This window comes from Niastella koreensis GR20-10 (assembly GCF_000246855.1).
Classification (GTDB): domain Bacteria; phylum Bacteroidota; class Bacteroidia; order Chitinophagales; family Chitinophagaceae; genus Niastella; species Niastella koreensis.
The window spans coordinates 6,933,377-6,957,417 of sequence record NC_016609.1 but is presented as its reverse complement, the minus strand read 5'-3'; the positions used below and the strand labels follow the sequence as shown (position 1 = coordinate 6,957,417).

Genomic DNA, 24,041 nt, shown 5'->3' with positions numbered 1-24,041 from the left:
GGTAGCGTATCGTTTCTAACTGAAAATGGGATGGGAATAATTATAGTCTTTTTTCTTAACCTATTGTTTCTCAGGTTCCTTCTCCCCAAAGTAAAAGAACAGCGGCAAAAACAGGAAAACGACCAGCCCATACTGCGACTCAAATACTGCCTCCTGGAAAGAATAGGCAAGCACTAAAAGTACAATCGCCCATAACAGGCGGCTCCTTCGCCGAACGGCCATGGCAACCATGGAAAAACAGATGCTGAAAAAGAGTATCAGTCCTATAAGTCCCGTTTGTAAAAACGACTCCAGCCACTCATTGTGCGTATTGAAACCCTGGTACCCATGATCGGCGGTGCCGGGCTGACCGGCGTACATATTTGCTGACAGATATTTCTGGTTTAACAAGGGTTGAGCATGGGCAGGCGTTACGCCCATTACCCAGGCCCGGTGCTCCCGGATGATCTCTTTTACAAAACGCCATTGCAGTAAGCGAAAAGCCACGCCGTTGAAGTAATACCTCGGTTCAAAAGTCTTTTTCTCCATAACGATCATGTTGTTATGCATGATGTCGTTAAAACGGTAGCTGATAGGGTTTTTTGTGAAGAGGATGATACTGCTTATAACTAAGCCCGTAATGGCCACCGTGGCAATAGCCCAACGGGTATTTACATTTTTCCGCCATTCAATAACGGCGTAATAAGCCAGGCTGCACAACGTAAAACTGATTACCAGTTTTGACGACAGCAACAGCATGCTGCCAATTAAAAAAGCCAGCAGTGAAAAATGAATGCCCTTATTAATAACATAACGTTCCTGTGTGGTTTCCTGCAACAGGAAGATGAGGCCGGCAAAAACGAGGATGGAGAACTGAATGGCGTGGTGCCCCAGATCGCTCAATAACTCGTGATAAAAGAAAATATAAATGGGCGCGTGGTGGTATTTGTATTTAATAAAACTAACGCCCAAACACCAGATTATGAGGACAACCAGGATAAAAACATACCCCTTCATTAGCGAATGGAACCGCACTTTATTCAAATACTCACTGCTGAAGAAACAAAGCGGGATAAACAGCAAGGCGCTTTTTACTTCAATATGCCGCCAGGTTAAGGCCCAATCATCGGTATAAGCAAGGGGAATTATTTGCAGTAAGAAAAACAGGCTGCAACAGATCACAAATGGGTTGCGTAATGCTTTATTAAACCAGTAACCGGTAGTAAGCTTGTTATAGTAAAAAGAGGCAGCTGCTATAAGGCCGATGGCTATACTGCTATAGTACCTGAAGGCGGCTACTGCTGTTAACAGAAAGCCGAGGTAAAATAGGTAGATAAGGTTATTAATTATAGTGTTTTTTTGCTTCATGCATGAAACAGATTGTAGGTTTCGGGTTACAGGTTACATGGCTGGCATGCTGAACAATTGCGGGATTCACAAATTTCAGAACCCCTGGAACCTGCAACTTGCAACCCCGTTGTCACGGGGCAGGCTCTGTAACTTAAACATTATTCCACGGTTTTTTTTTATAATGTAAATAGAAACTTATAAGAACACCCACAAACAACCCGCCGCAAAGCCCCAGCGCCAGTTGTTTTATCAATACCGGGAAAGTTGGGTTAGCAGGCGTATAAAAAGTTTGCAGCACGTTTACTGCTGAGAGAAATGAAAATTCTGCTTCATAGTTCAGTTTTCTTTCTTCCAGGTTGGCAAATTGGGTACTTATATCAGAAACGTTCAACATAAGACGGCCGCCTGAAGTACCAGGTTGCTGAAAGCTGGTTTCAACTGTCTGTTGCAGTTTAACCAGGCGGTTCATTTCCCCCTGTACGGTTTGGATCATCGAGAGCAAAATGTTTTTCCGGCTGGCCAGCTTTTCCTTTACATATCCACTGTTCTCTAACGCGTACAACATTCCTTTTTGCAGCGGTTGTAAAATGGTAGTATCGCGTACAATTACAGTAACGGTAAACGCGGTGTAATTTTGGGGCGCAAAAAACTTTTGCAGCTCTTCAACCTTGATCGATTCTATCTTTCTTACCAGGGAAACATCTATATTAAATTGTTTGGCAAGCAGGTGGCGTTCTTTTTTGTGAATCAGCTCGCTCCAGTTGTTGATCACTGCTATCTGTTCGGGTTCGGTGAGAATGGTTGGTTGTAAAACGATTGAGGAGGTGTACAGGTTAGGTGTTTTCCAGTAACGGACCAGCCCTGCCACCAGGCCTATGGAAGCAACTAGCAGTAATAATTTTCCGTACTGCCTCAAAAAAGCAGTAGCCTGTTGGAATAGCGCCGCTATGTCCAGCTCATCAGTAGGATTGGATATTAATTTAACCTGTTTCATGAAAGACCACTACGGAAAATTATATATATGGGTTGCGTTAATTGTTATAATTTGACATTTAGTATTTTGAACTAATTCATATGGAGGAAAGCCGCAGCAGACGCAGCCGTATTTTTTCGAACTTTATGGCCCTGGGCATTTTGCAGGGAACCAATTTCCTGCTTCCGGTATTGGTAATGCCTTTTGTTATCAATCGCATTGGAGCCGATGGGTATGGCATTGTTGCGGTGGCCCAGGTAATACTGCTTATTTTTTGTACCGTTTCTGATTATGGATTCAATTTAACCGCCACCCGTGCCCTTGCCCTGCACGGGGATGATGTGGCAAAAAATGCCCGGCTTTTTTTTACGGTGCTGGCGGCCAAAATGATCATCTGCGCAGTTCTGTTTGCCGTATTGTTATTGCTTATTACAACGGTCCCCTTTTTTAAACAACATTTTCAATTGTACCTATTTGGATTTACCTGGGTATTGGGACAATCATTGCTGGTAAGCTGGTTTTTTCAGGGGGTAGAAAAAATGAAGTACATCACCATCTACACCCTGCTGGCGCGGCTGCTGTTTGTGGCGCTCGTTTTTGCTTTCATCAGAGAGCGGGCTGATAACAGGTTTTTTATTTTATTTATGGGCATTGGCAGCCTGGTAGCCGGAATAGCCAGTATTTTTCAGGCAATCAGGTTGTGTAAATTGCCAATAGTGCGGCCATTGTGGCGTGATATTGTGCAGGAGCTGAAAGAAGGGTGGCCGGTAATGCTTTCCAATATTTCAATAAACACCTTTCTAAGCATAAACGTGTTCATCTTACGGCTGTTTACCAACGACCTGATGGCAGGTTATTACAGTGTTGCAGAAAAAATATTCCTGGCTTTCCGGCAGGTACCGGTCATGTTTTCGCAGGTGATCTATCCGCCGCTTTGCCAGTTGTTGCAAAAAGGAAAGGAAGTTACCCGGCCTTTTTTCAAGTCGGTGTATGTGCCTTTTTTATTACTGGTGCTGTTGGGCGCGGTATTGTTGTGTAGTTTTTCCTCATTTATTGTTACCTTTTTTTTAGGGGCCAATAGCGGCAATACAGTGTTGTTATTGCGGTTGTTTTGCCTGGGGCCCGTTATTGTTTGTTTGCATGTACCGGCCAGCCAGTTATTGATGGCCGCTAATCATAAAAAAAGTTACCTGCGCGTGCTAAGCTGGGGGACGGTGCTGAATGTTATTTGTAACCTGTTGCTGGTACAGGTATGGGGCTCGCTGGGTACCACCATCAGTGTGTTACTGACAGAACTGTTTATAACGGCAGGCTTTAACCGGGAAATGTACAGGAATAAACTGGCTGGCTACCTCAGGGCCCGGGCTCATTAAACTATAACAACGAATGCGGATCAATAAATTCTTTCCGGTTGTTTTTATTTACTTTTTTATCAATTCGTTCGGGTTGCCTTTTGGGTTAACCTATACCGCGTTGTTAAGTCCGCTTTTGTACCTGTGGATGATAATGACCCGCAAGCGGGAAGTGTTATGGCCATTCCTGTTAATTATGCTGCCCCTGGTGATAATACACCTTGCTATTGGGGTTGATGAGAAGAGTTATTTTGTTTCAGTCCTAAATATGACGCTGGTGTATATTTTTTGCCAGGCTGTTTATACTTTCCTTATCAGATGCGAGCAGCCGGGCAGGATCTTTCACCAGTTACTGGTCATCAATTTTATTTGTTGCCTGGTAGCTATCCCGCTTTTCTTTACACCGCTTTACCCGGTTTTATGGACGAAACAATTCCTCACCACCGGGGTGGAAGAGGTAAGGCGATTGAGCCTGCTTACGTACGAGCCTTCCTATTATGCATTGTTGTTTACACCCCTGTTTTTCTTTTTCCTGTTGCAGTTGCTTTTTTACAGGAATACCATCAATGGCTGGCTGTTGCTGGCGATGTTGCTGCTGCCACTGGCTTTGTCTTTTTCATTAGGGGTTATCAGTGCTATTGTAATGGCCATTGTTGTAACGGTGGTGCTGCATTATAAAAAATTCCTGCGCAATAAGCGATTTCTCGGCCTGCTGGGACTTACAGGTATAATAGTGGTGGGCGCCCTGGGAATTGGATTGGTGTTCTTTCCCGATAATATTCTTTTTGTACGCCTTGCTAATGTTATTACCGGTAAAGACCCTTCAGGCAAGGGCAGAACCTTTGAAGCCTTTTGGCTGGCCGATCAACTGTTGGCGAAGAAAAGTTATTGGTGGGGGATAGGACCCGGGCAGATCAAAATACTGGGCTTTGACCTGATACGCGATTTTTATGGTTATGGGCGCGATACAACCCGGGTAGCTATTCCTAATGCAGCCGCCGAAACCCTGGCTATTTTTGGCTGGGTTGGTTTGTCGGTTCGCATATTGGCGGAGTGCATGTTGTTTGTGTATACAAAAGTATGGAGTAACTATTACCGGCTGCTGTTATTTGTGTTTATGTTTATATACCAGTTTACGGGCAGCTTTATTACCAATGTAGCGGAGTATGTTATTTGGATAATGGCGTTTACGGCAGTGTTTAAGGAGTATGATGTCGGCAATCGGCAATCGTGAATCGGCAATCTGCAATCGGCGTCGCGGCCTTCCTTTTTCAACGCTATCAACTTCCAACTTTAGGCACTTAACCCTCTTCTACCCAGTTTGCCTGTTAACGTGTAAACCTGTCAACTTGTTAACCCGTCAACTTAATATCGCGAACTCTCCACTTTAATGGAAGGATCGCTCTTTAGCTCTCTGCTAACCTTCTCCCGTACACATCGTTGTAAAAAACTTTCGTATTTACTGATAACGTTATCCCAGTTAAACTGCTCCTGTATTTTCTTCAGGTTGTTGTTGATCATGGCTGCTTCGCGGCCGTTGCGACAGGTATTTTCAATAACTTCTTTTACCTCGTGGTGGGAGGAGAAATAATAGGCATCCTGCTGTAAAACTGCGCGGTTGAAGGGGTTATCGTGGGCCGCAATTAGTGAGCGGCTGGCCATGGCTTCCAGCAGGGAGGGGTTGGTGCCACCCACACTGTGGCCATGAAAATACAGGGTAGAAAAGATCTTGAGTGAATGTATTTTTTGCGGATCGTTGTAAATACCACCGGTGAAGATGATCCGGTTATCGTGTTTGAATTTATGTACCAGGTGCCGTCCCAGCTTGTTATTAACCGAACCTATCACCAGGAATTTATAGTTGCTGTTGCTGGCATGAAAACCATCCAGGATCATTTCGATATTGTTCTCAGCCGCCATGCGTGCCATCAATAAAAAGTACTGGTGCTTTTTAACCCCAAAATCCTGTAACAGGGTTTCTTCTTCATGGTCATGTATTTCGGCACCATAGGGGATGTGCTCGCTGGAGATGGCGTATTTGTTTTTCAGGTACGATTGAATAACCACTGAATCGGCAATATGATAATGGCTGAACCGGACGGCCAGTTTTTCGGCCAGTCGTAAAAATTGCTGTACTGGTTTTGAATACTTGGTGCGCTTCCATTCGAGCCCGTCCATATTAAAGACGAGCGTGCTTTGCTGGGGGTAGAACCAACCCCAGGCCGAACTGCTGGTAAAACCCAGCATCAGGATCACATCGAAGTTCCTGCGTCGCGCATCTAAAATGCAGTTGAAGTCGTAGATGAATTGTCCAAAGCTGCCCAATTGGTACTCGGGATCGTAGCAATGGATCAATTGTACGTTTTTCCAGGATGTTTCAGTATAGGGGTGATTGTGGGAGTTGTAAACAAACACCTCATGTCCTTTTTCTACCAACCCTGTTGACAGGTATTCTGCAAATTGTTCAAACCCGCCGTAGTTATTGGGAATGCCTCTGGTACCTAATATGCCTATCCGTAGTGTCATTGTTGTAATACTTGTTTGTAAGCGGCAGCTGTTTTACTGGCTGCCTGCTGCCAGGTATATTGTTCAAATATTTTTCTTCTCAGTGTATCTGTATCAGGTGTGCCGGCTGCTTTTTCTATAGCTGCCAGCATACTCTCCGGTGAAGCGGGATCGCAATAAGCGGCTTCATTGCCAAAGTATTCGCGGGTATAGCCTTTATCGGTAATTACTACCCGGCAACCCATGGCGGCCGCTTCCAAAGTGGATAGTCCGCAGGTTTCGAACCAGCTGGGCAGAATGTGAATGGCTGCCTGCTGGTACCAGGTTGTCAAAGCCTCCTGCGGCAGCTGGTTGATGAAGGAAATATTAGCGGCCGCCTCTTTGCGGCAGGCATCATAATAACTGAGCTGGTTAGGAGCCGGATTGCCAATGATCACCAGGTGGTACCGCGTATTGTTCAGGGCTTTTATCAGGTTCAGCTGGTTCTTCAGTCCTTCAATTCTCGCCACGCACAATACCAGGCCGGGATCCTTGGGCAAATTGCTGTTCCAGGTAAATAATGCCGGGTCAATACCATTGGGAATAATGGTATAACCGGGCAGGGGGGCGCCAAACTCCCCCAGTTGCTCGTACTCCATTTTTGAGTTGGGTAAAATCCGGGCGGCCTGCTGCAGGATCTTTTTTATACTTTGTTTATGCCCCTTCCACAAATACGATGTTGTTGCCAGTACATCATTCCCCTGCACCCAACGGGCTATGGTTTTTATGTATTCGATGCTGTTTTGGGGTAAATAGCGAAACAACCGGCCTGCCATACCCTTCCGGTATAGTTGATCGTATTCGTGGTAGTTTACCAGGTTAGGCGATACCACAAAAGGCTTATCCGATTTGTTAATATGGTATACGATGTCGGCCGGCCGCACAATATTAAAAAAGTGCAGCAGATCGTATTGTTGGTATTGAACCGGTTCATTGGTTAATTTAATGTCCACATCAATTCCCAGCCCTTTTAATTGCCGGGTCGTATTGATGATCTGAAAGGTGTCTCCGCCTTTGACCGTATATAATGTTGATCTGGTGATGACTGCAATTTTCATGAGACCCTTTCCCTATAATTCGTAGGGAAAAGCTCCGAAGTTGCCTGCCATTATTTTTATTTTGTCGACAAACCTGCGCAACATAGGCAGAATGAATTCGTTAAACTGTCGACTATTATTCTGTAAGTAACCGGGTAGCCGTATTTTTGCCCGCAAAGAAGATACCTTATATGCGATCCTTGTTTTTGATGGATGAACAGGCGGGTTTATTGACTATAAAGGATAAATTATTATATGTGCTGGTGGTCATTTTCTTTATCACCTTTTATCCGTCACATATCTCCGCAGTAAATGTTGTGGCGTTGGTTATTCTGTCGTTATACAGCTTTGTTATTTATGGGTCCTTCCGCGAAAAATGGCAACTGCTGCGCCAGCGAAAAGAGGTGTTGGCGATGGCTGCTTTTTATTTGCTGCATATAGTAAGTTCGCTTTGCTCAAAAAATGTGGCCGAGGGTTTTTCCTGGACGGTGATCCGCATGCCTTTATTCGTGTTCCCCGTTTCCATGGGGCTTGTGTATATAAAACAGGCACTTAAAGAAAGGATCCTGTTTGCCTATGCGGTTATTACTACCATTACGGTGCTGTTCTGTTTTATCTGGGGTATTGTGGCAAGCCTGGTGTATAACGACTCCTCGTTGGTGTATAATGATAATCTTACCGCCCCAATAGATAAACAATCGATCTATATTGCCTTACTGGCCAATATAGCCATTTTCAGTTTTGCATACCTGCTGTATATAAAATCGCCGCTGGTGGCTAAAAAGGGACTGCTGTATGCGAGTTTGTTTATTTTACTGATGGCTATTTTCTTTTTAGCCAGCCGTATTGCGTTGATAACCTTATTGGGCAGTACTGTATGTGTGGCGGTATGGTATATTATTCACAAGAGAAAGCTGAAGCTGCTGGGTTTGGTGGGGGCTGGTATTGCGTTGGTGTTGGTGTTGCTGATAACTGTTTTCCCAAAAACATGGAACCGTTTTGAAGAGCTGGGGTTCACCCACTACGAATATGCACACAAGGGAGAGGAAAGTCATTTTGATATGCCGGTTACAGCCGATCAGTGGAATGGCGCCAACATCAGGCTGGCGATATGGCATTGTGGATGGTCGCTGGTAAAACAACACCCCGCTTTTGGCGTACAGGTAGGGGATAAGGTAGACAGGATGATGGAAACGTATAAAGCAAGGGATTTTGATTTTGCTTATGAAACCCGCCGGAACACGCATAACAATTACCTCGATATAATGGTGGCCTTTGGATTTACCGGGTTACTGCTTTTCCTGTGGGGATTTATATTTGAACCCCTGCGCCAGTGTATTCGCCATAAAGACTTTTTTGGCGTGTTTGTAATTGCGGCCTTTATGCTCTCATTCATCCCCGAAACCTATTTCGACCGCAGTATGGGCAATATGGTGTTTGCCTTCTTTATTGCTTTTATTGTCAGCTACAGGAAGCCTGTAGCTGCAATTGTTTAGTGATTGTCCTCGATGTACATCTGCACCGCCTTTGCCGTGTCGCCAAAATAAACCAGGCTGCCATTTTTCATAAACGCAGTACGGCTGCAGTATTTCTGCACCACATCCATACTATGGCTTACCAGGATAACTGTTTTGCCGGCAATCCAGCTCGATTCAAATACCTTGATGGCTTTTTCCTGGAACTTCATATCACCTACGGCAAAAATTTCATCGAGGAACATGATATCTGCGCCGGCATTTACGGCTATGGAAAAGCCCAGGCGGGCAACCATACCTGATGAAAAGTATTTGATCTTGGTATCAATGAATTCACGGAGTTCAGCAAAATCCACTATCTGGTCGAAGATGGCGTCAATTTCCTTGATCTTTAATCCCAGTACAGAAGCTGATACATAAATATTCTCCCGGGCGGTGAGCTGATGGCTCATACCAACACCCAGGTTCATGAGCAGGGTAGAACCGAAAATGTTTATTTTACCGGTATCGGTAGGAAACACACCCGCCAGCACACGAATTAGGGTTGATTTGCCACAACCGTTCCGGCCCAGCAAGCCAATGCATTCCCCCTTGTAAATTTCGAAGTCCATAGTTTTCAGGGCTTCTACCTTTTTTTTACGGGGTGGGTTAAACAGATTAAATAACCGGTGTTTAACCGTATTATGACTATCTTCTGAAATGTTGAATGTTTTACTGATCCCTTTTGCCTGTATCGCCAGCGCCTTTGTCATAGTTATAGTTTTTCAGCGGCTTTAGATCCTAATTTATTTAAAAGAAATATGCCAAGAAGCAACAAAGCAATTGAATAGGTGAAATCCCATAAAAACAATTTAAAATCGGGAACGGTCCCGTCCATTGTAGCTTTCCGGGCATTGATAATAATACCAGCTAAAGGATTAAGGTAGTCGAACGCTGGAAGTCTATCTTTAAACGTATCCAGTTTGTAAAAAATTGGTGAAAGAAAGAACAGGAAAGAGGTAAATACCGTCCAAACCTGGGTAATGTCCTTTGCGATCACATAGATGTTGGAAAGGATCAGTGAAATGGCTAATGATAATATATAGAGATTTACAAAAAGCGGTAGTATCCACAGCGTATGTAAATTGCTGTAAGCAGTGTTTCTTTCCAGCAAATTGTAGAACAACAGGAACATAACGAAGTTAAAGAAGAACCCGATGGCGTTACTCATGAGCGTGGAAACATATATTTCCAGCTTGTTCATGTTGCTGTATTCGTATAAATATTTCTTGGTGTTCAGGATCTGAACGGTACCGCCGGTTGATTCAATAAAGAAATTCCAGATTATTAACCCTATGAACAAATAAGAAGCAAATGCAGGTACATCCTGCCGCATTATAACCTGGAATACTACATAATAAATAGCAATATCCATCAACGGTTTAATCAATGCCCACAAAAGCCCGAGCTTGTTTTCGTAATACCTTAACTTGAATTCAATTTTGGCCAGCAACCACAAACGCTCAGATTTATTTGAGCGCCTAAACCAGTCCGTTAAAATTGCTATGATCATTAAGCGATTATTTTTTTAGCCTGAGAACTATATTCTTTAATGTTTTATTCTTTTTTATAAATGCCTTTGCTTTTCTGAACAACCAGCTGTTGCTTTCGGAATTTGTTACAACTGTTACTGCAAAGGTTGGGTTATCAAAAAGAAAGCCAGGGCCGTTTGCATTCAACAAATTGTTTATTTGGGTGGCAAAGGTAGCATAATAAGAGCTATGTTTTTCTGCAATATATTTATAGGAATACAGCAGTTTTTCCCGGGTAATTTTCCTGATCATAGAGTCGCCCCGCACCCGGTAATTAAAGAGGAACTCAGGTAGTACAATTCCATTGTATCCTTTTGATAATAAGTGAACTACGCTTTCGTAATCTTCCAGGCCGTAATCTACTGTTTTGTCGTTTTGCCCGGCTGCCAGAAAGGCTGCTTTTTTGTATACCAGTCCGCTGCTGTTAACCGGGTTATGCACCAGTACATAGGGCGGCTGGGGTGTATAAGTGGCCCACTTCACATTGGTATCACCGAAGTATTGTACAAAACTTCCCACAAAAAATACGTTCTTATACTGTTTCAAAACCCGCAATGCCTTTTCGTAATAATCGGGCGTTATGGTATCGTCTGCATCCAGAAACGCCAGCCAGTCGCCGGTTGCTTTTGCAGCGCCATAGTTACGGGTATAAGCCAGTCCTTCATTGGGTTTGTTCAACACTTTAACCCCTGCTATCTGCTCTGCCTGCTTTAGTACAGTCAAACTTTCCGCGTCGGTACTACCATCGTTGATAATCAGGATCTCAATTTCAGGGTAGGTGGAGGCTTTTACCGACTGCACACATTCCATTATGTATTTACCCATATTGTAAAAGGGTATAACTACACTTAACAGATTCCCGTTGGCAGTAACGGGTTTATGCTCATTCTGGTATAAGAAGGGGAAGGTTGAGTTGTTATGTTTTTTGTTAATAAGGGTTTCCAGTAATGGAAGCTTTTGTTTTCTTATTACGGCAGGATGGTACAGGCTGGTTACTTTTTCTTTGGCGGCATTACCAATGGCAGCTATCTGTTCGTTGGAAAGCGCCAGCACATATTGTAATTTTTCTTCAAAATCGCCTTCGATTGTATGATCGAATAAAAAGCCATTCGCCCCGTGGTCTATCATTTCCCGTTGACCGCCCTGTACCGAGGCCAGTACCACCTTGCCCAGCCCCATACTTTCTATGACTACGTATGGAAGGTTGTCTACAATACTTGGGACTATTATCACATGGGCGCTGTTAAGTTCTTTTTCAATGGCTGCCGGTTTTATTTTGCCATGCAGCTGCAATAACCCATTATTAATATATTTTTCATATTTACTGTTGGCCAGTTGACCCATGGTTAATTGCTCGGGGTGAAATACGATATCGGTTCCCCCGAAAATGTGCAGCGGGTGTTTAAATCCACCATCCCAAAGAGTTTTGAAATAAGCCAACAGTTCAAAGCTTCCCTTTTGCGGGGAAAGCTTACCGTAATAAACGATCTTGTTCCGTTCAATGTTTTGAACCGGTTGATGGTCGGGAACTATATATGGATTGCGGATGACCACGGTGTTACTGGTGGAAACATCTACATATGGTTGAATTGCATCTATGATGAATTGGGTAGGTGCATACAGGGCATCTGCCATCCTGATGGCCTCTTTTTCCATTTGGCAGGTCTGAAAATCGGGGAACCGGTAGGTGGGCACCCGGTTAAATTCCAAATATAAAAAGGCGGGCGAATGCAGGGTAATCACTACCGGAACATCCTTTACCCCGGGAGACAACAGATGTTTGTATTGCAGCAGGTAATAAGCAATACCCAGGTAGTCCTGCGCTTCAATGATATCGGGCTGGCCTTCCAGTTGAATAAAGTGTTGCACTATACCGGCAAACTCGTAACTGAGCCGGGCGGTATAGCCAAAATACCCGGCGCTGTTGGAACGGTTTGTATTAAAATGAATGATCCGGTTGCCTTCGGGTGTATTGGTTATTTTAAAATCGGAAACACTGTCGTCAGGTACAAACGTGGTGATGTTGATATGCTGCTCAACCAGCATGCAGGCTGTATGGTAACAGTAGGTGCTGATGCCACCACCGTGAAAGGGAGGATATTCTGTTGTTAGTAGCCAGTAATTCAACGCTAATTATTTGATTGCCCGCAATGTAATAAAATATGTAATATAATACCCGGCATCTCCACATTGCAGGAGGGGCCAGGTACATGTAAACGGGCGCAATTTCCTGATTTATCTTTTAATAAACTGTTATTATAGGCTTAAGGTTGCAGAATGTTGAAATAAAGGCTAGTTGCGGTACTTTTTGGAGCTGTCGCTGTACAGCGACTTAAACGAGCGTTTTCCCATTAAAACCTTTATAATATGACCCATCCGCTTGTACCAGAGGGGAAGCACCTCGTATTCATTGTTGTAATAGTTTTGCAGGGCAGTGGCCTGTGACGAGGAGCGAAGGATCTGGTTATGGGATACCTGGTTACTGATCTCCTGTTGGGCCGCCTGGTATAAAAAGCCCAGTTGTAGTACCTGCTGCTGCAGTTGCCGGTTCTGTTTTTTCAGCGTAAAAAGAACGGCATGCTGCTGCTCAAAAAGGGTTTCTTCTGTTGTTAACAACTGTTGAACCCCGGCTATTTCTTCCTCCCTCGCTATCCTGATATAAACAGCTTCCGTAGTCATTACAGGCGATAGTAACCGGGTTTTATAAGCTTCTTTTATTACGGAAGTATCCCGGGCTTCATAACTGTTTTCAAGGTTTGAGGCGGGCATGACCCCGATGGTTGAAAATGCCTGCGCCGCGGCGCTTTGCTGAAGGCTTTCAATACCAGCGGCAACGATGCCCTCATTGTTACCGGTTACAAAAATTTGTGGAATAACTGCAGGTTTAAGATAATTTGGGAAGAAGAAAAACGCCATGAGTGCTGTTGCCTGCTCAGGAGTTAATGCTGCCTGCAGGGTTAATAACAGGCAAAAGGGATTGTTTATATATTGTTCTGCCGCCTGAAAGCAGGAACTGAGCTCATTTTTATTGGCGGGGTCAATAGCCAGCACAAGGGTAGCATCAGCGGTTGATTTAACCGGCTGTTGCAGGATTTGAGGTGTTACAATATAGTATATATCGTATAGCATTATACTCCCTTGATTTGATATCCTTTACTGGTGGCGATCCAGCACAGCAACCGTTCCCAGGCATGGGTAATGGTTGGGCCTTCAATATCGGTAATATTACCGGCTTCCAGTTCACTGCGTATTTGCAGTGGCGGATATTGTGTAAAAAATTCTTTATACAGTGATGCCCTTACCCAAAACATGGTGCCTGCCACGTATTGGAGGTGTGGAGGCTGCAACCGGTATTTGCTTTTCAACGATTGTATCAGGGGCGAATCTATATAGGCATTTCTTTTTTGTTCATTATCCTCCTCGTTCCTGATGGCATTTTTAGAAGCTACTATGCCGGTTTGCGCATCGGTGAAAAGCTGGAGAACAGCCTGCTGATACTCTTTTTCCGCTATGCGCAACAGGTCTTTTTTCCAGCTGCCGCTGTGGCTATGGTAAGGGCTGTGTTTGTCGTGTAACAGCAGGATATAATCGCTTTGAACGCCTGTTTGTAACCAGGCGTCCGTAAGGATGAGTTTACCGCCAATGTCTTTTCCTTTATTGCTGCTTTCTCTTTTGTATACACCTTGCAGGCTGGCGCCCGTGGTTGTTACCGGCTCGCTGTTTTGGGTAAGCCGGTAATAAGAGTCGGCCACCCCATTGTAAAATAAATAATAGGGCAGGGTAAGCTCCCGGGAAAAGAAGTTCATCCATTCCTGGTCGTTACCGTAGTAATTGTGAAAGAAGACTGATAATATGGGCGATGACTTTTCCAGCTATTTTACTGTTTTGGTGAAACGCGGTGAAAGTATTACATTTTTTGAATAACTATGTAGGACGAAAACAACAATTTTGACCAGAGGCCGTACTGAGCTACTTCCATGTCGCTGTGTTTGTGGCCGTAAGCAAGTAATTGATCTTCGAGGTAAACGCTTCTGCAATAGCCTTTTTCAAGTGTCATGCAGTTAATGGCATTTACATAAGTACCTACTTCATCTAAATTAACAGGCTCTACGTGAGTACCATCATCAAAGAAGTTAATCGTTTGACAGGGAAGCCCCATGTCTTTGAACTTTTTGCTTGCTGGCAGATCGCGTGTATGTAAGGAAGGAGTTTCGATATACATAACACCCGATTTCTTTAAGATCCTGCTACATTGGTCAAGCAGCGACTTCCAGTCATTAACATGTTCGATCAGATGCGAAAGCATAATGAAGTTAAAGCTGTTATCCTCAAACGGAAGGGTTTTATCGTCGAGGTTCAGGATCACATATTTTTCATACCGGTCGAAGTACTCGCCTTTTTGCAGGTCCACGGCCGTCATTTTCATGTCTTTTCTGTTTGGCAGCATATATTCTTTCCAGAAAAAAAGGCCACCACTGCCGCTTCCCACATCCAGCACGCTGCCGTTTTGTACAGGGAAAGTTTTGATTGCTTTAAAGCGCTGGTGATATTGCCAGTACAGTTTTATCAGATCATCACGTTTGTTATTGATCTTTACAGGCGAAAACGGTTCAAAGTAACTAAGGCTGTTTTTTACAAGCGGGTCAATTTGATGGGTGAACATAAATGGTGTAAATATGGTTAACAATAAAGAGAATGCCTGGTTAAAATTTTCAGTTCTTCTTTATTTCCATACGCGTTTATCCTGTGGCGTCACAGGATAGGTGTCTGATGTGTCTGATGCAATCTTTATTTTCTGAGTACAGAATCGGGCATTGGAGCCTTTAAATAGCGGTTAGTAATATCAGTAACCGCATCATTAAAATTCAACACACGTTCTTTCAGAGTATCCGGATCCTGGGCAGTATTCAATTTAAAAGTGGAATCTATAAAGACTACTTCTTTTGGCTTATCCTGATAGAATTTAAAAAATAACCCGCCTTGTAAAGCCCAGTTAGTTACTACTTTCGAATCTTCATCTTCCCGGATATATAATTTACCGGCGCTGGCCGGTATAGTACCATTGTTTATCGCCTGCTTAAAAGAACCGGCAATATGTCCTGCATTTACAAGGTACATATATTTATCGCCATTTTGGAGATAGGAAAAATTCACTAATGAAAAGGCAAGCACAAACGCTGCCATGGCCAAGGTTCTGGTCCTCTTGTTTTTAAGAGGAAGGCGGCTCCATGCCAGCCCGATCATTAAAATAAAAACGGCAAAGGAGGCCTGAAGCCATCTTTGTTCCAGCCGTATAGTGATGATGGCAGGAATTAAAAATATAAAGAACAAAACGCTTAATGACAGGAAAATTATAAAAACAGCGATCTCGTCTTTTTGCTTTGACAGGAAAGCCTTTCGTATCCTGATTATATATAATGCCAATATAATTACAAAGCTACCCAGTAATGCCCATACTAATATTTTATCAAATACCGGTAATGCAGTGTACTTAATACCTATCAGGTATTCGGGGCCGTAATTAACCTGGAAGATGGATAAAAAGCCTTCTGTGAAATAAGTCAGGATGGAAGAAAAGGATAACGAAATATTTACCCCGCCCGTGCCTACCAGGAAAGGCATTCCGTAAACATATTTTTTTAAGGCAATATTTAAAGCAATAGAAGCAATTCCTATAAGGCTGAAGATCAATTTTTGCTTTGCAGAAAATACGCGCAAACCGGGATAGAGCAGGATCAATAAGATCATGAAGGGAATGAGCACAATATACCTTTCATGTGTATACAGGCTCAGGTTGGCAGCTACAAAAGCCCATATAAGGTCCCGTTGTTTCCGGGAAACAGTGCTGTGCAACAACAATACCCGGATTATAAAAAATAATGCGATCAGGAAAAACGTCAACGCCAGGCCTTCCAATGAACCTCCATTAAAGAATTGCGTGACATTAAAGAATGCAAATCTTGAAAGTCCTATCAGCATGCCTAACAATAAAGACAGGAAGGGCGATTGTAGCAATAAATTCACCAGCATCGCAAACAACACGGTATTCAGTGATTGTATCGCAATATTGAACAGGAAGTAAGCGCCGGTATGTTTATTAAAGATCGCTATTAAAATATGTGTAATAACGCCATGAACCGGGCGGAATTTGCCGTAAAATACAGGCAGATTCAATTTATTCCACAGACTGGTTAATCCCTCATGGGTAAAATACATGTGCAGGTCATCACCATAGATCTCAGCTGTTTTCCACTTTAAGAAGTGAAAAAAAATTATAACAGGTACAGCCGCCACAGCTATTATCAGCTGTAACCGCTGTTGTTTAGGCTTTCGGCCGGACAAGCCACCGGGTTTAAAAAAAGGTGCACCTGTATAATCACCTGAAGGATCGGAATTCATATTATCTTTTAATTTCCAGACTTATAAAGGGGAATGACAACGTTCGTTGATCAGGTGTTGCATCAATCGTATTTGATTTAATAAATACCTTGTCTACTTTTAACCCATTAGGAATTTTAAATAGATAATAGAACAGGTTATCGTTTCTCATCTTCTGATAAGCTGTATACTCTTTGCCCTGGCTGATTAATTTTACTTCAGGATTAACATTCTGGCTAATGGGAGGCAAATAAGTATTCATGGCAACAAGGAGCGTGTCAGCGGAAAACGTTTGATTTACTGAAAGGCTGGCGTTACCATTTGTCCAGGAAATATCTCCTTCCAACGGGTAAAAACCTTCAGGGTTATAAGAAGTCAGATCTTTAGCGGTTACTTTAAATCGGGTTGTGCTATCTGAGAAATTCTTCAAAGCACGCGTTGCCATGAGGTTCTTATCAGCTAATAAGGAACCATCATCCCCAAATGTCCATTCATAATCGTATTGTACACGCGCACTGTCATTGGGATGGATAAACGTCACCAGGTCTTTCTTTGTATTATAGGTCATGGAAGGGTTGTCTAACATAACATCATAGGTGCCATAAACAGCATGTGAATAAACCCTCAATGCCTCCGGAAATGCAAATGGATGAAAAGGAAAGCTGATGCCTTTGATCAGTACTTTGTAAGGTGTTTTGGTTTCGGGTAAACTACCGATAGTCGTATTAAGGCCGGCGAGCAGATTGCGTTGCGTTTCTTCCTGGATAAGCACCCAGGTATTGTCCTCATATTTTTTCTTATTCAAAACTGGCGAAAGTAAGGTGCCTGCAATAACCAGTCCCATTAAGACCTGACCAGTTCTTGAAATTTTAAAAAATAAAGGCAGAAAGCAAAGGAGTGCAAAAAGCATGTAGGCGCCGTTAAAAGAATATCCCTTATAATGGTGATTTGGCAGGAGGGCATTAGGCAGCCACGACAGGCAAATGCCCAGTACCAGGCCGATAGCTAAAAATTTGGCCAGCTTAAATTCTTTTGATTTAAGGCTCCACAACAGATAGGCTATAAGAGCAAAAATGAGTACATGTATAAGGTTGAGGCCCTCCCGCGCGTAGGAGAGCCATTCTCTGAATACTATTAGTGGATTAAAGCTTATATGATAGGCGGAAGATGCATCCGCATTGGTATCAATAAATCCTGACTTAACCAATACACCTATCAAATAGGAAATAACTAAAGAACCGGCAATGATAAAACCCGGAGTAAGGGCTTTAACAACAGAGCTTTTATAATGCCACAAAAACCAAAGCCCTGCGAAGAAAAGTGCTGCTAATGCATATGTTTCTTTACTGAGAAAGGCAAGCAGGGCGAATATAAAAAACAATACAGATGACAGGATGAAGTGCTTCTTATATTGAAACGCAAAAATAAAAGCGCCTGTAATTAATAAAAAATAGGCGAGTTGCGCGCCCATATCCTGCGCATAGAAGGTATAGAAATAAGGCTGAGAGTAAAGTAAATAACAATACAGAAAGAAGGAAAAGAATAAGAACCAGTTTGCACGCAGGTTAAGGAGCTTTTTAATTAAAAGAGCTGTGAACACGCTGTTGGCTATGGTAATTACTACCACACTGGCTATACTTCCTTTTATTCCTGTATACCCAACAAGTTTTGCGAAGAGCAGGTTAACCGGGCGAGGCCAAAAAAGCAAATCATAGAAAGATAAGTTTGAATGAGCAAATGCAGCAGCGATGTAGAAATCGGAGTGCTGCGGGGTAAAAGGCCTGTAATAACCCGGAAAGATCTCTTTTAAAACCAATACGTGCGTGAGTAGAGAAACAAGAAAAAAGAGAATAAAAAGGAAAAAATAGTTCTCCTTTATTCGATTTAAAAGACTGTTATTTAGATCAGTAGTTCCTTTAGCAACAAAGGTTTGCCTCCATGAAGCGGGAAAATCTGCCTTGCCAAGCTGATGTCCATAATCAATAAACCGCTTTTCTACAAAGAACCAGGACAACGTTCCAAGGGTAAATGCGATTATTATGGAGAAAAACTGGTTTGCATATACACCCATGGATGGGAACATGGCATGCAGGCATTGCTGAACAACAAAGCCATAAATATATACGCCATAGGAAGCATCAAACGGCAGCATGAGTTTTTTTCTGACAAACTCAAGCGTTGAAAAGAAGATAGCTGAATAGAACAAGGCGATGTAAAAAGACAGTTGATAGGCGCCTGTGCCTTTTAACAGGTAAACCAGCATCCAAAGCAGCACAAGCGAAACAACCTGCATTCTCAGCGTATCTTTATGAACGGCAAAAAGCCCGCCCAGTGCAAAACAACCGGGAAGCATAAATGAATCGGGGTTGGATGCAAAAAAAGTTGGCAGATAGGTTGGCCCTGCAAAAGAAAGCCCAATGATTATTACAAAAACCAGCGTGCCTATGATTTTATCTTTTATTAACCCCAGGCCAAAAAATACAGCCAGGTAGATGTAACATAAAACCTCGTATGGTAAAGTCCACAGGGAGCCGTTCACGCCATACTTGCTTTGTGAAAACACACCTGGTAACCTCCAAACGATATCATACAGAAAAAAATTATGAAAAAGGAATTGCCAGGTTTGACCCTCTGAAAAGTAGCTGCCAATTGACAGATCGGTAAAGATGGGCCCGATTATAAGCACTGAAATTAACAGGCAAACCAGCAGGCCAGGGAAAATGCGAAAAATCCTTTTGATAACGAAATTGGAGAGAGATGGCCTGGTAATGATACTATTAGTAACTAATAAACCACTCAGAAAGAAGAAGAACTTCACAGCCAGGGAGCCTGAGTAATCAAAATGCAAAAGGCTTAATACCTTATCCTGAAGCGGGGGCTGTGGCGCAAGGGCATAAGCGTGACCAACAATTACAGCTATAGCTGCCATTAATCTCAGAAGATCAAAGTTATTGCCATCGCGTTTAAGTACATCCGCTAAAGGCCTGGCTTGATACATATTTATACTATTTACCTGCAAAATGAATTATTACGCTGTAGACGCCTTGATCAATATTGACTGGCTTATGTATTTTACGGGCGATTTTTCTAAAATATTTCCTGCTACAATCAATGGGTTGATCATCCAGTTGGGCACACCTGGCAATAAAAAATCTTTATAGGTTACCTCTATATTTTTGAAACCTGCAGCTTGTAGTTTTTCAGAAATAAAAGACCTGGAGAATGCCATTTCATCGGGTTCCAGCCTTGCCCATTTACGAAAGGTTTTGTTTTTAAAAATGGTAGCCACATAGGGATTGTAAATATTCGGCTCCATAAAAACTATCTTACCTTCCTCATTCAGGATCTTTTTAAAAGCAAGCAGGGCAGCATCGAGGTGGTAATAAAGATGATGCAGGATGCCATTGCCTATTATATAATCAAATTTTTGAGAAACGGTTTCGGCTGCCTTATTAAAGTCAAGCACATCGAAGTCAAGATTTGGCAGCAGGTATTTTTCTTTCGCTCCTTGTATAAAGGGAACGCACAGATCGGACCCCAGTACCTGCATTTTGGTTTTAGAGGCAATAACATACGACAGATAACCGGTACCACACCCAATTTCCAACACTTTTCTCCCTGGTTGTTTATCCATTGCTTCTATCATCCAGTCAGCCCTTCTTTCCATTCTTTTCAGCAATGCCTTCGTTTCGCGAAATCCCTGGTTATAGCCTCTGTCATCTACGATAGAGGTATTGTTTTTAAGCATCTTGTTGGTTTTTGATTATCTGTCTTCTGATGAATTTAGGCCGCTTTTTTACTTCCTCAAATATTTTAGCCTGGTATTCACCAAGGATCGATATAGCCAGCATATTCAGGCCGCCAAAGAACAATATCAATACAATAATAGTGGTAATGCCATGGGGTATCGGCGAGCCGGTAAAGTATAAAATTATCTGCACCAGAATGGCCAGGAATGAAACGGCCGTAAGCGTCCAGCCCAGGTAGGTTAATAATTCCAGGGGAACATAGCTGAAGGAGAAGATGGCTTTACGGGCCCAGCCTAAATTCTTTCGCCAGTTGTTGGTGGTAACACCGAACATTCTTTCCGGTCTTATATAAGGCACGCCTGTTTGTTTAAAGCCAACCCAGGCCCTCAAACCCCGTAGGAACTGGTCTGTTTCGGGCAGCTTTACCAATTCGTCTACAACCTTTCTGTCGATCATAGAAAAGTCTCCTGCATCCAATGGCATGGGGATGTAAGACATGTTCCTGAATACCCTGTAAAATACTTTATACAAACGTACCAGAACTTTATTTCCTTCCCTCTTTATTCGTTGTCCATACACTACATCAAAATCTTCTTTCCATTTGGCGTAGAATTGTTCAATCAGTTCCGGTGGGTCCTGCAGGTCGCCATCCAGCAACACGATGGCATCTCCGGTGGAGATTTCCATACCGCTCATAAAAGCGCTTTGTGAGCCAAAATTGCGGGAGTGTTCGATGCCTATAACGTGTTTATCTTTTTGAACCAGTCCTTGTAATACGTCCGCCGTATTATCGGGGCTGCAATCGTTCACAAAAATTATTTCGTAATCAACATTGATCTTATAGAATGTCTTTACCAGGCGTTCATACATAATAGGCATTGCCTGGGCATCTTTGTAACAGGCAATGATGGCGGTGATTTTATGCTTGATCTGGTCCTGGTAAAGCTTTTTAGCATACAGTGGTTTTGAGTATTCCTTTTGCCATTCGTATGTTTTTATTAAACCGTCTTTCAGGCTGGTAGTGGCTTCCCAGTTCAACACTTTTTTTGCCAGGCCTGCATTGCCATACCATTCTTTTAAATCCCATTTTCTGTTGGCAAATTCTCCCCAGGCGGGTTCGCCGGAGATGCTGAAAATTTCTGCAGAAACTTTGGCCAGGTCTCTGATGGTTGTTTTTTTGTTGGAGGCTATGTTGATAGAGTGGCCGCCTATCACTTTATAGTCGGCATTGGCCGACAGCAGGGTGGCATAGATGGCATCATCGATGTAAACAAAGTCTCTTGAAATATCGGGTTGCACCAATGGCGGGTATTCCTGTTTGATCCCTTTTTCAATGATTTGCGGGATCAGCCTGTCGGGCTCTTCAAATTCGCCATAAATGGAATAATACCGCAGGTTAACTATGGGAAATTGTAAAATAGTGCCATAGTATTTTATCATGTTAGCTGCTGAAGCTTTTGTAACAGCATAGTGGCTGTTAGGCATCAGCTCTGCACTTTCAAGGGGTTCTTTGCAGTTTAATCCATACTCCGAAGAGCTGCCGGCGTGTACAAATGCCTTGATGTTGTATGCAGAAGACACTTCGAGCAAATTGAGCAACCCTATTACGTTTGTCTGGTAGGTTTGTTTTACATCATTTTGTTTTGAATAAGCGCCATAGGCAGCCAGATCGAAGATAGTTTTGAACCGGTGCTGTGAAAAAAGCCGGTTCAGGCTGTGAATATCTGTTATATCAGCATGTATGATCCTGTCAGCTCTTAAATCATCGATGCGCCAGGGAATGAATGGTTCTTTGGATGTTATTGCATATACATCATCCCGGTGTTGTAAGATCTGTCTGAAAAGGTTGCTTCCAATAAAGCCGCCTGCGCCAAATATTACAATGGGGCCTTCTAATTTTTGAACTTCGGATTTTATTTGATTAAACAGCATGCTTTATACTTAAAAATTCTTCGATTTTAGTTTCAAGATTTTTCCCGGCCAGGTTATTCTCTTCCTGGTGCCACTGTTGGGAGCCATATCTGCCACTGGGATATCCTGAAGCGAAAAGGGTGTTATATTTAATTGGGGTTGTAAGGTTCTTTAAAAGAAGGCTGGCCAGGGTTTCGTGTAAACCGCATTGACCCTGGTGCTCCTCCATGGTTATTACATTTTTTACGGCGCCTATTTTTTCCAGCAACTCCTGCGGTATACTGTATACCGGGAACTGGCTTAAAAGCCAGATCTCGATGTCGTTCAACAGGTATTCGGGTAATTTGAATAAGTTGTCGGTAACTGTACCAGTGCTGATAATAATAGCCCGGGATGTTTTTGAGCTGGCCGCTTTTAATTTTCTCCATTGAGAAAAGGATGGCAGGTTTTCCTGTGCCGATGCTAAATTCAGCCGTAAATAGTTGGGCGATGCATCCTGCATCATTTCCTGCAGCGAGGAAAGCACATCCTGTTTTGTAAATGGCACAAACACCTTCATGTTGGGCAGCAAACGCATCGATCCTATGTCTTCAATATTGTGATGGGTGCCACCCATAATGCCATACCCGTAGCCGCCGCCATTGGCCACGATCTTTACGGGCATGTTATGTAAACATATATCGTTCCTTATTTGCTCATAAGGTCTTAAGGTAATAAAGGGAGATATGCTGTAGATAATGGGCGTAAAGCCTTCATAAGCCAGCGAAGCAGCCATGGTTGCCATGTTTTGCTCGGCAACACCTGCATTTATAAAACGCTCGCCTAAAAAGTCTTTAACGCCTTCCAGTGCCATAAAGCCGAGGTCGCCGGTAAGAAAAACGATCTTATCGTTTGCTTTAGCCAATTGTATAACTGCTTCCGCAAATTCTTTTCTCATCCTGGTAAAGTTGTTAATTTAAGAAAGTCCTCTTCGGTAAGCGGCAGATAATGGCAATCCACTGTATCTGCTAATTTGAGGTCTTTCCCTTTAATGGTTTTGCAAATGATAGCCGTTGGTTTATCGGTACTGTATTGGGCTGTTACCTGTCGCAGGGAATCGAAATCATGTCCATCGGCAATGGCCACGTTAAAACCGAAGCTTTCGAGTTTTTTATCCAGCGGCTCCATTTTCATGGTGTCTTCCGTTCTGCCAAAACCCTGCAAATAGTTGCGGTCAATAAACCAGATCACGTTCCTTAAATTATGGTGGGCCATAAATAATGCCGCTTCCCAGGTACTGCCTTCATTCAATTCGCCATCGGAAGTAATGCAGTATATTTTTTTGTCGGTCTTCTTTAATTTGTTTGCAAGGCCCAAACCGGCGGCTATGGATAAACCATGCCCCAGGCTTCCTGTTGCGAAAGGTATCCCTTTGATCTTGTTAACCGGGGGATGGGCCGATAAATGGGTGCCATTTTTATAAAAGGTCTCAATTTCAGCCGCTGAAATAGTGCCATCCTCCGCAAATAAACTATATAATAAGGCTGCTGCATGCCCTTTTGATAAAATAAGTTCATCGGCAACCTTCATCAATTCAAACTTAATGAATACAGCCATGTCGAGGCAGGATAATGAACATCCCACATGCCCTGCATTGGCCTGTTTGTACATCCTGATCAATCTGTCTCTTACACTATTTCTTTTTTCAATTAGCATTTTATATAGTTGTAAAAACTAAAAATT

19 protein-coding genes are annotated in these 24,041 nt (G+C 42.9%); 3 read left to right on the top strand and 16 right to left on the bottom strand.

Annotated features, from left to right (window positions below):
• Nucleotides 1-60: 60 nt before the first annotated feature.
• The gene (locus tag NIAKO_RS27440; RefSeq protein ID WP_014221719.1) at nt 61-1,347 is read right to left on the bottom strand and encodes an O-antigen ligase family protein; all 1,287 of its coding nucleotides are present in this window, start codon (nt 1,345-1,347) and stop codon (nt 61-63) included.
• Between the two features lie 133 nt (nt 1,348-1,480).
• Nucleotides 1,481-2,323, bottom strand: coding sequence for a hypothetical protein (locus tag NIAKO_RS27435; protein ID WP_014221718.1), 843 nt, complete (start codon nt 2,321-2,323; stop codon nt 1,481-1,483).
• An 80-nt stretch (nt 2,324-2,403) separates the two neighbouring features.
• Between NIAKO_RS27435 and NIAKO_RS27430 the strand changes: the two genes are divergently transcribed.
• On the top strand, nt 2,404-3,675 hold the full coding sequence (locus NIAKO_RS27430) for an oligosaccharide flippase family protein (protein WP_014221717.1): 1,272 nt from the start codon (nt 2,404-2,406) through the stop codon (nt 3,673-3,675).
• Between the two features lie 13 nt (nt 3,676-3,688).
• Nucleotides 3,689-4,888: a hypothetical protein gene (locus NIAKO_RS27425; RefSeq protein WP_014221716.1), complete on the top strand. Its 1,200-nt coding sequence runs from the start codon at nt 3,689-3,691 to the stop codon at nt 4,886-4,888.
• A 131-nt stretch (nt 4,889-5,019) separates the two neighbouring features.
• Here NIAKO_RS27425 and NIAKO_RS27420 read toward each other — a convergent pair whose 3' ends face one another.
• Nucleotides 5,020-6,180, bottom strand: coding sequence for a DUF1972 domain-containing protein (locus NIAKO_RS27420; RefSeq protein ID WP_014221715.1), 1,161 nt, complete (start codon nt 6,178-6,180; stop codon nt 5,020-5,022).
• Nucleotides 6,177-7,256 (bottom strand): glycosyltransferase family 4 protein, encoded by a 1,080-nt coding sequence (locus NIAKO_RS27415; RefSeq protein ID WP_014221714.1) that lies wholly within the window; start codon nt 7,254-7,256, stop codon nt 6,177-6,179. Before NIAKO_RS27415 ends, NIAKO_RS27420 begins: the two co-directional genes overlap by 4 nt.
• 170 nt (nt 7,257-7,426) lie before the next feature.
• On the opposite strand from NIAKO_RS27415, the gene NIAKO_RS27410 reads away from it, so the two are divergent.
• Nucleotides 7,427-8,731 (top strand): O-antigen ligase family protein, encoded by a 1,305-nt coding sequence (locus NIAKO_RS27410; protein ID WP_014221713.1) that lies wholly within the window; start codon nt 7,427-7,429, stop codon nt 8,729-8,731.
• On the opposite strand, the gene NIAKO_RS27405 is transcribed toward NIAKO_RS27410, so the two are convergent.
• From NIAKO_RS27405 to NIAKO_RS27350, 12 genes are all read right to left on the bottom strand, one after another.
• Nucleotides 8,728-9,462 (bottom strand): ABC transporter ATP-binding protein, encoded by a 735-nt coding sequence (locus NIAKO_RS27405; RefSeq protein ID WP_014221712.1) that lies wholly within the window; start codon nt 9,460-9,462, stop codon nt 8,728-8,730. The two genes, NIAKO_RS27410 and NIAKO_RS27405, sit on opposite strands and share 4 nt — an antisense overlap.
• Before the next feature lie 2 nt (nt 9,463-9,464).
• On the bottom strand, nt 9,465-10,262 hold the full coding sequence (locus tag NIAKO_RS27400) for an ABC transporter permease (protein ID WP_014221711.1): 798 nt from the start codon (nt 10,260-10,262) through the stop codon (nt 9,465-9,467).
• Nucleotides 10,263-10,269: 7 nt separating this feature from the next.
• Nucleotides 10,270-12,408 carry a glycosyltransferase gene (locus NIAKO_RS27395; protein WP_014221710.1) on the bottom strand — a complete coding sequence of 713 codons (2,139 nt, stop codon included), beginning with the start codon at nt 12,406-12,408 and terminating at the stop codon, nt 10,270-10,272.
• 165 nt (nt 12,409-12,573) lie between these two features.
• Nucleotides 12,574-13,410: a hypothetical protein gene (locus NIAKO_RS27390; RefSeq protein ID WP_014221709.1), complete on the bottom strand. Its 837-nt coding sequence runs from the start codon at nt 13,408-13,410 to the stop codon at nt 12,574-12,576.
• On the bottom strand, nt 13,410-14,087 hold the full coding sequence (locus NIAKO_RS27385) for a rhamnan synthesis F family protein (protein ID WP_041347382.1): 678 nt from the start codon (nt 14,085-14,087) through the stop codon (nt 13,410-13,412). Before NIAKO_RS27385 ends, NIAKO_RS27390 begins: the two co-directional genes overlap by 1 nt.
• A gap of 101 nt (nt 14,088-14,188) precedes the next feature.
• Nucleotides 14,189-14,944, bottom strand: a complete 756-nt coding sequence (locus tag NIAKO_RS27380) for a class I SAM-dependent methyltransferase (protein WP_014221708.1) — start codon at nt 14,942-14,944, stop codon at nt 14,189-14,191.
• Nucleotides 14,945-15,069: 125 nt separating this feature from the next.
• On the bottom strand, nt 15,070-16,680 hold the full coding sequence (locus NIAKO_RS27375; RefSeq protein WP_014221707.1) for an LTA synthase family protein: 1,611 nt from the start codon (nt 16,678-16,680) through the stop codon (nt 15,070-15,072).
• Nucleotide 16,681: 1 nt separating this feature from the next.
• Nucleotides 16,682-19,657 (bottom strand): acyltransferase family protein, encoded by a 2,976-nt coding sequence (locus tag NIAKO_RS37270; protein ID WP_014221706.1) that lies wholly within the window; start codon nt 19,655-19,657, stop codon nt 16,682-16,684.
• Between the two features lie 30 nt (nt 19,658-19,687).
• Complete coding sequence (locus NIAKO_RS27365; protein WP_014221705.1) at nt 19,688-20,407, bottom strand: class I SAM-dependent methyltransferase; 720 nt, start codon at nt 20,405-20,407, stop codon at nt 19,688-19,690.
• The gene (locus NIAKO_RS27360; RefSeq protein ID WP_014221704.1) at nt 20,400-22,340 is read right to left on the bottom strand and encodes an NAD-dependent epimerase/dehydratase family protein; all 1,941 of its coding nucleotides are present in this window, start codon (nt 22,338-22,340) and stop codon (nt 20,400-20,402) included. The genes NIAKO_RS27365 and NIAKO_RS27360 overlap by 8 nt, the downstream gene beginning before the upstream one ends.
• Nucleotides 22,330-23,256: a transketolase family protein gene (locus tag NIAKO_RS27355; RefSeq protein WP_014221703.1), complete on the bottom strand. Its 927-nt coding sequence runs from the start codon at nt 23,254-23,256 to the stop codon at nt 22,330-22,332. The genes NIAKO_RS27360 and NIAKO_RS27355 overlap by 11 nt, the downstream gene beginning before the upstream one ends.
• Nucleotides 23,253-24,014, bottom strand: a complete 762-nt coding sequence (locus NIAKO_RS27350; protein ID WP_014221702.1) for a transketolase — start codon at nt 24,012-24,014, stop codon at nt 23,253-23,255. The genes NIAKO_RS27355 and NIAKO_RS27350 overlap by 4 nt, the downstream gene beginning before the upstream one ends.
• Between the last annotated feature and the right edge of the window lie 27 nt (nt 24,015-24,041).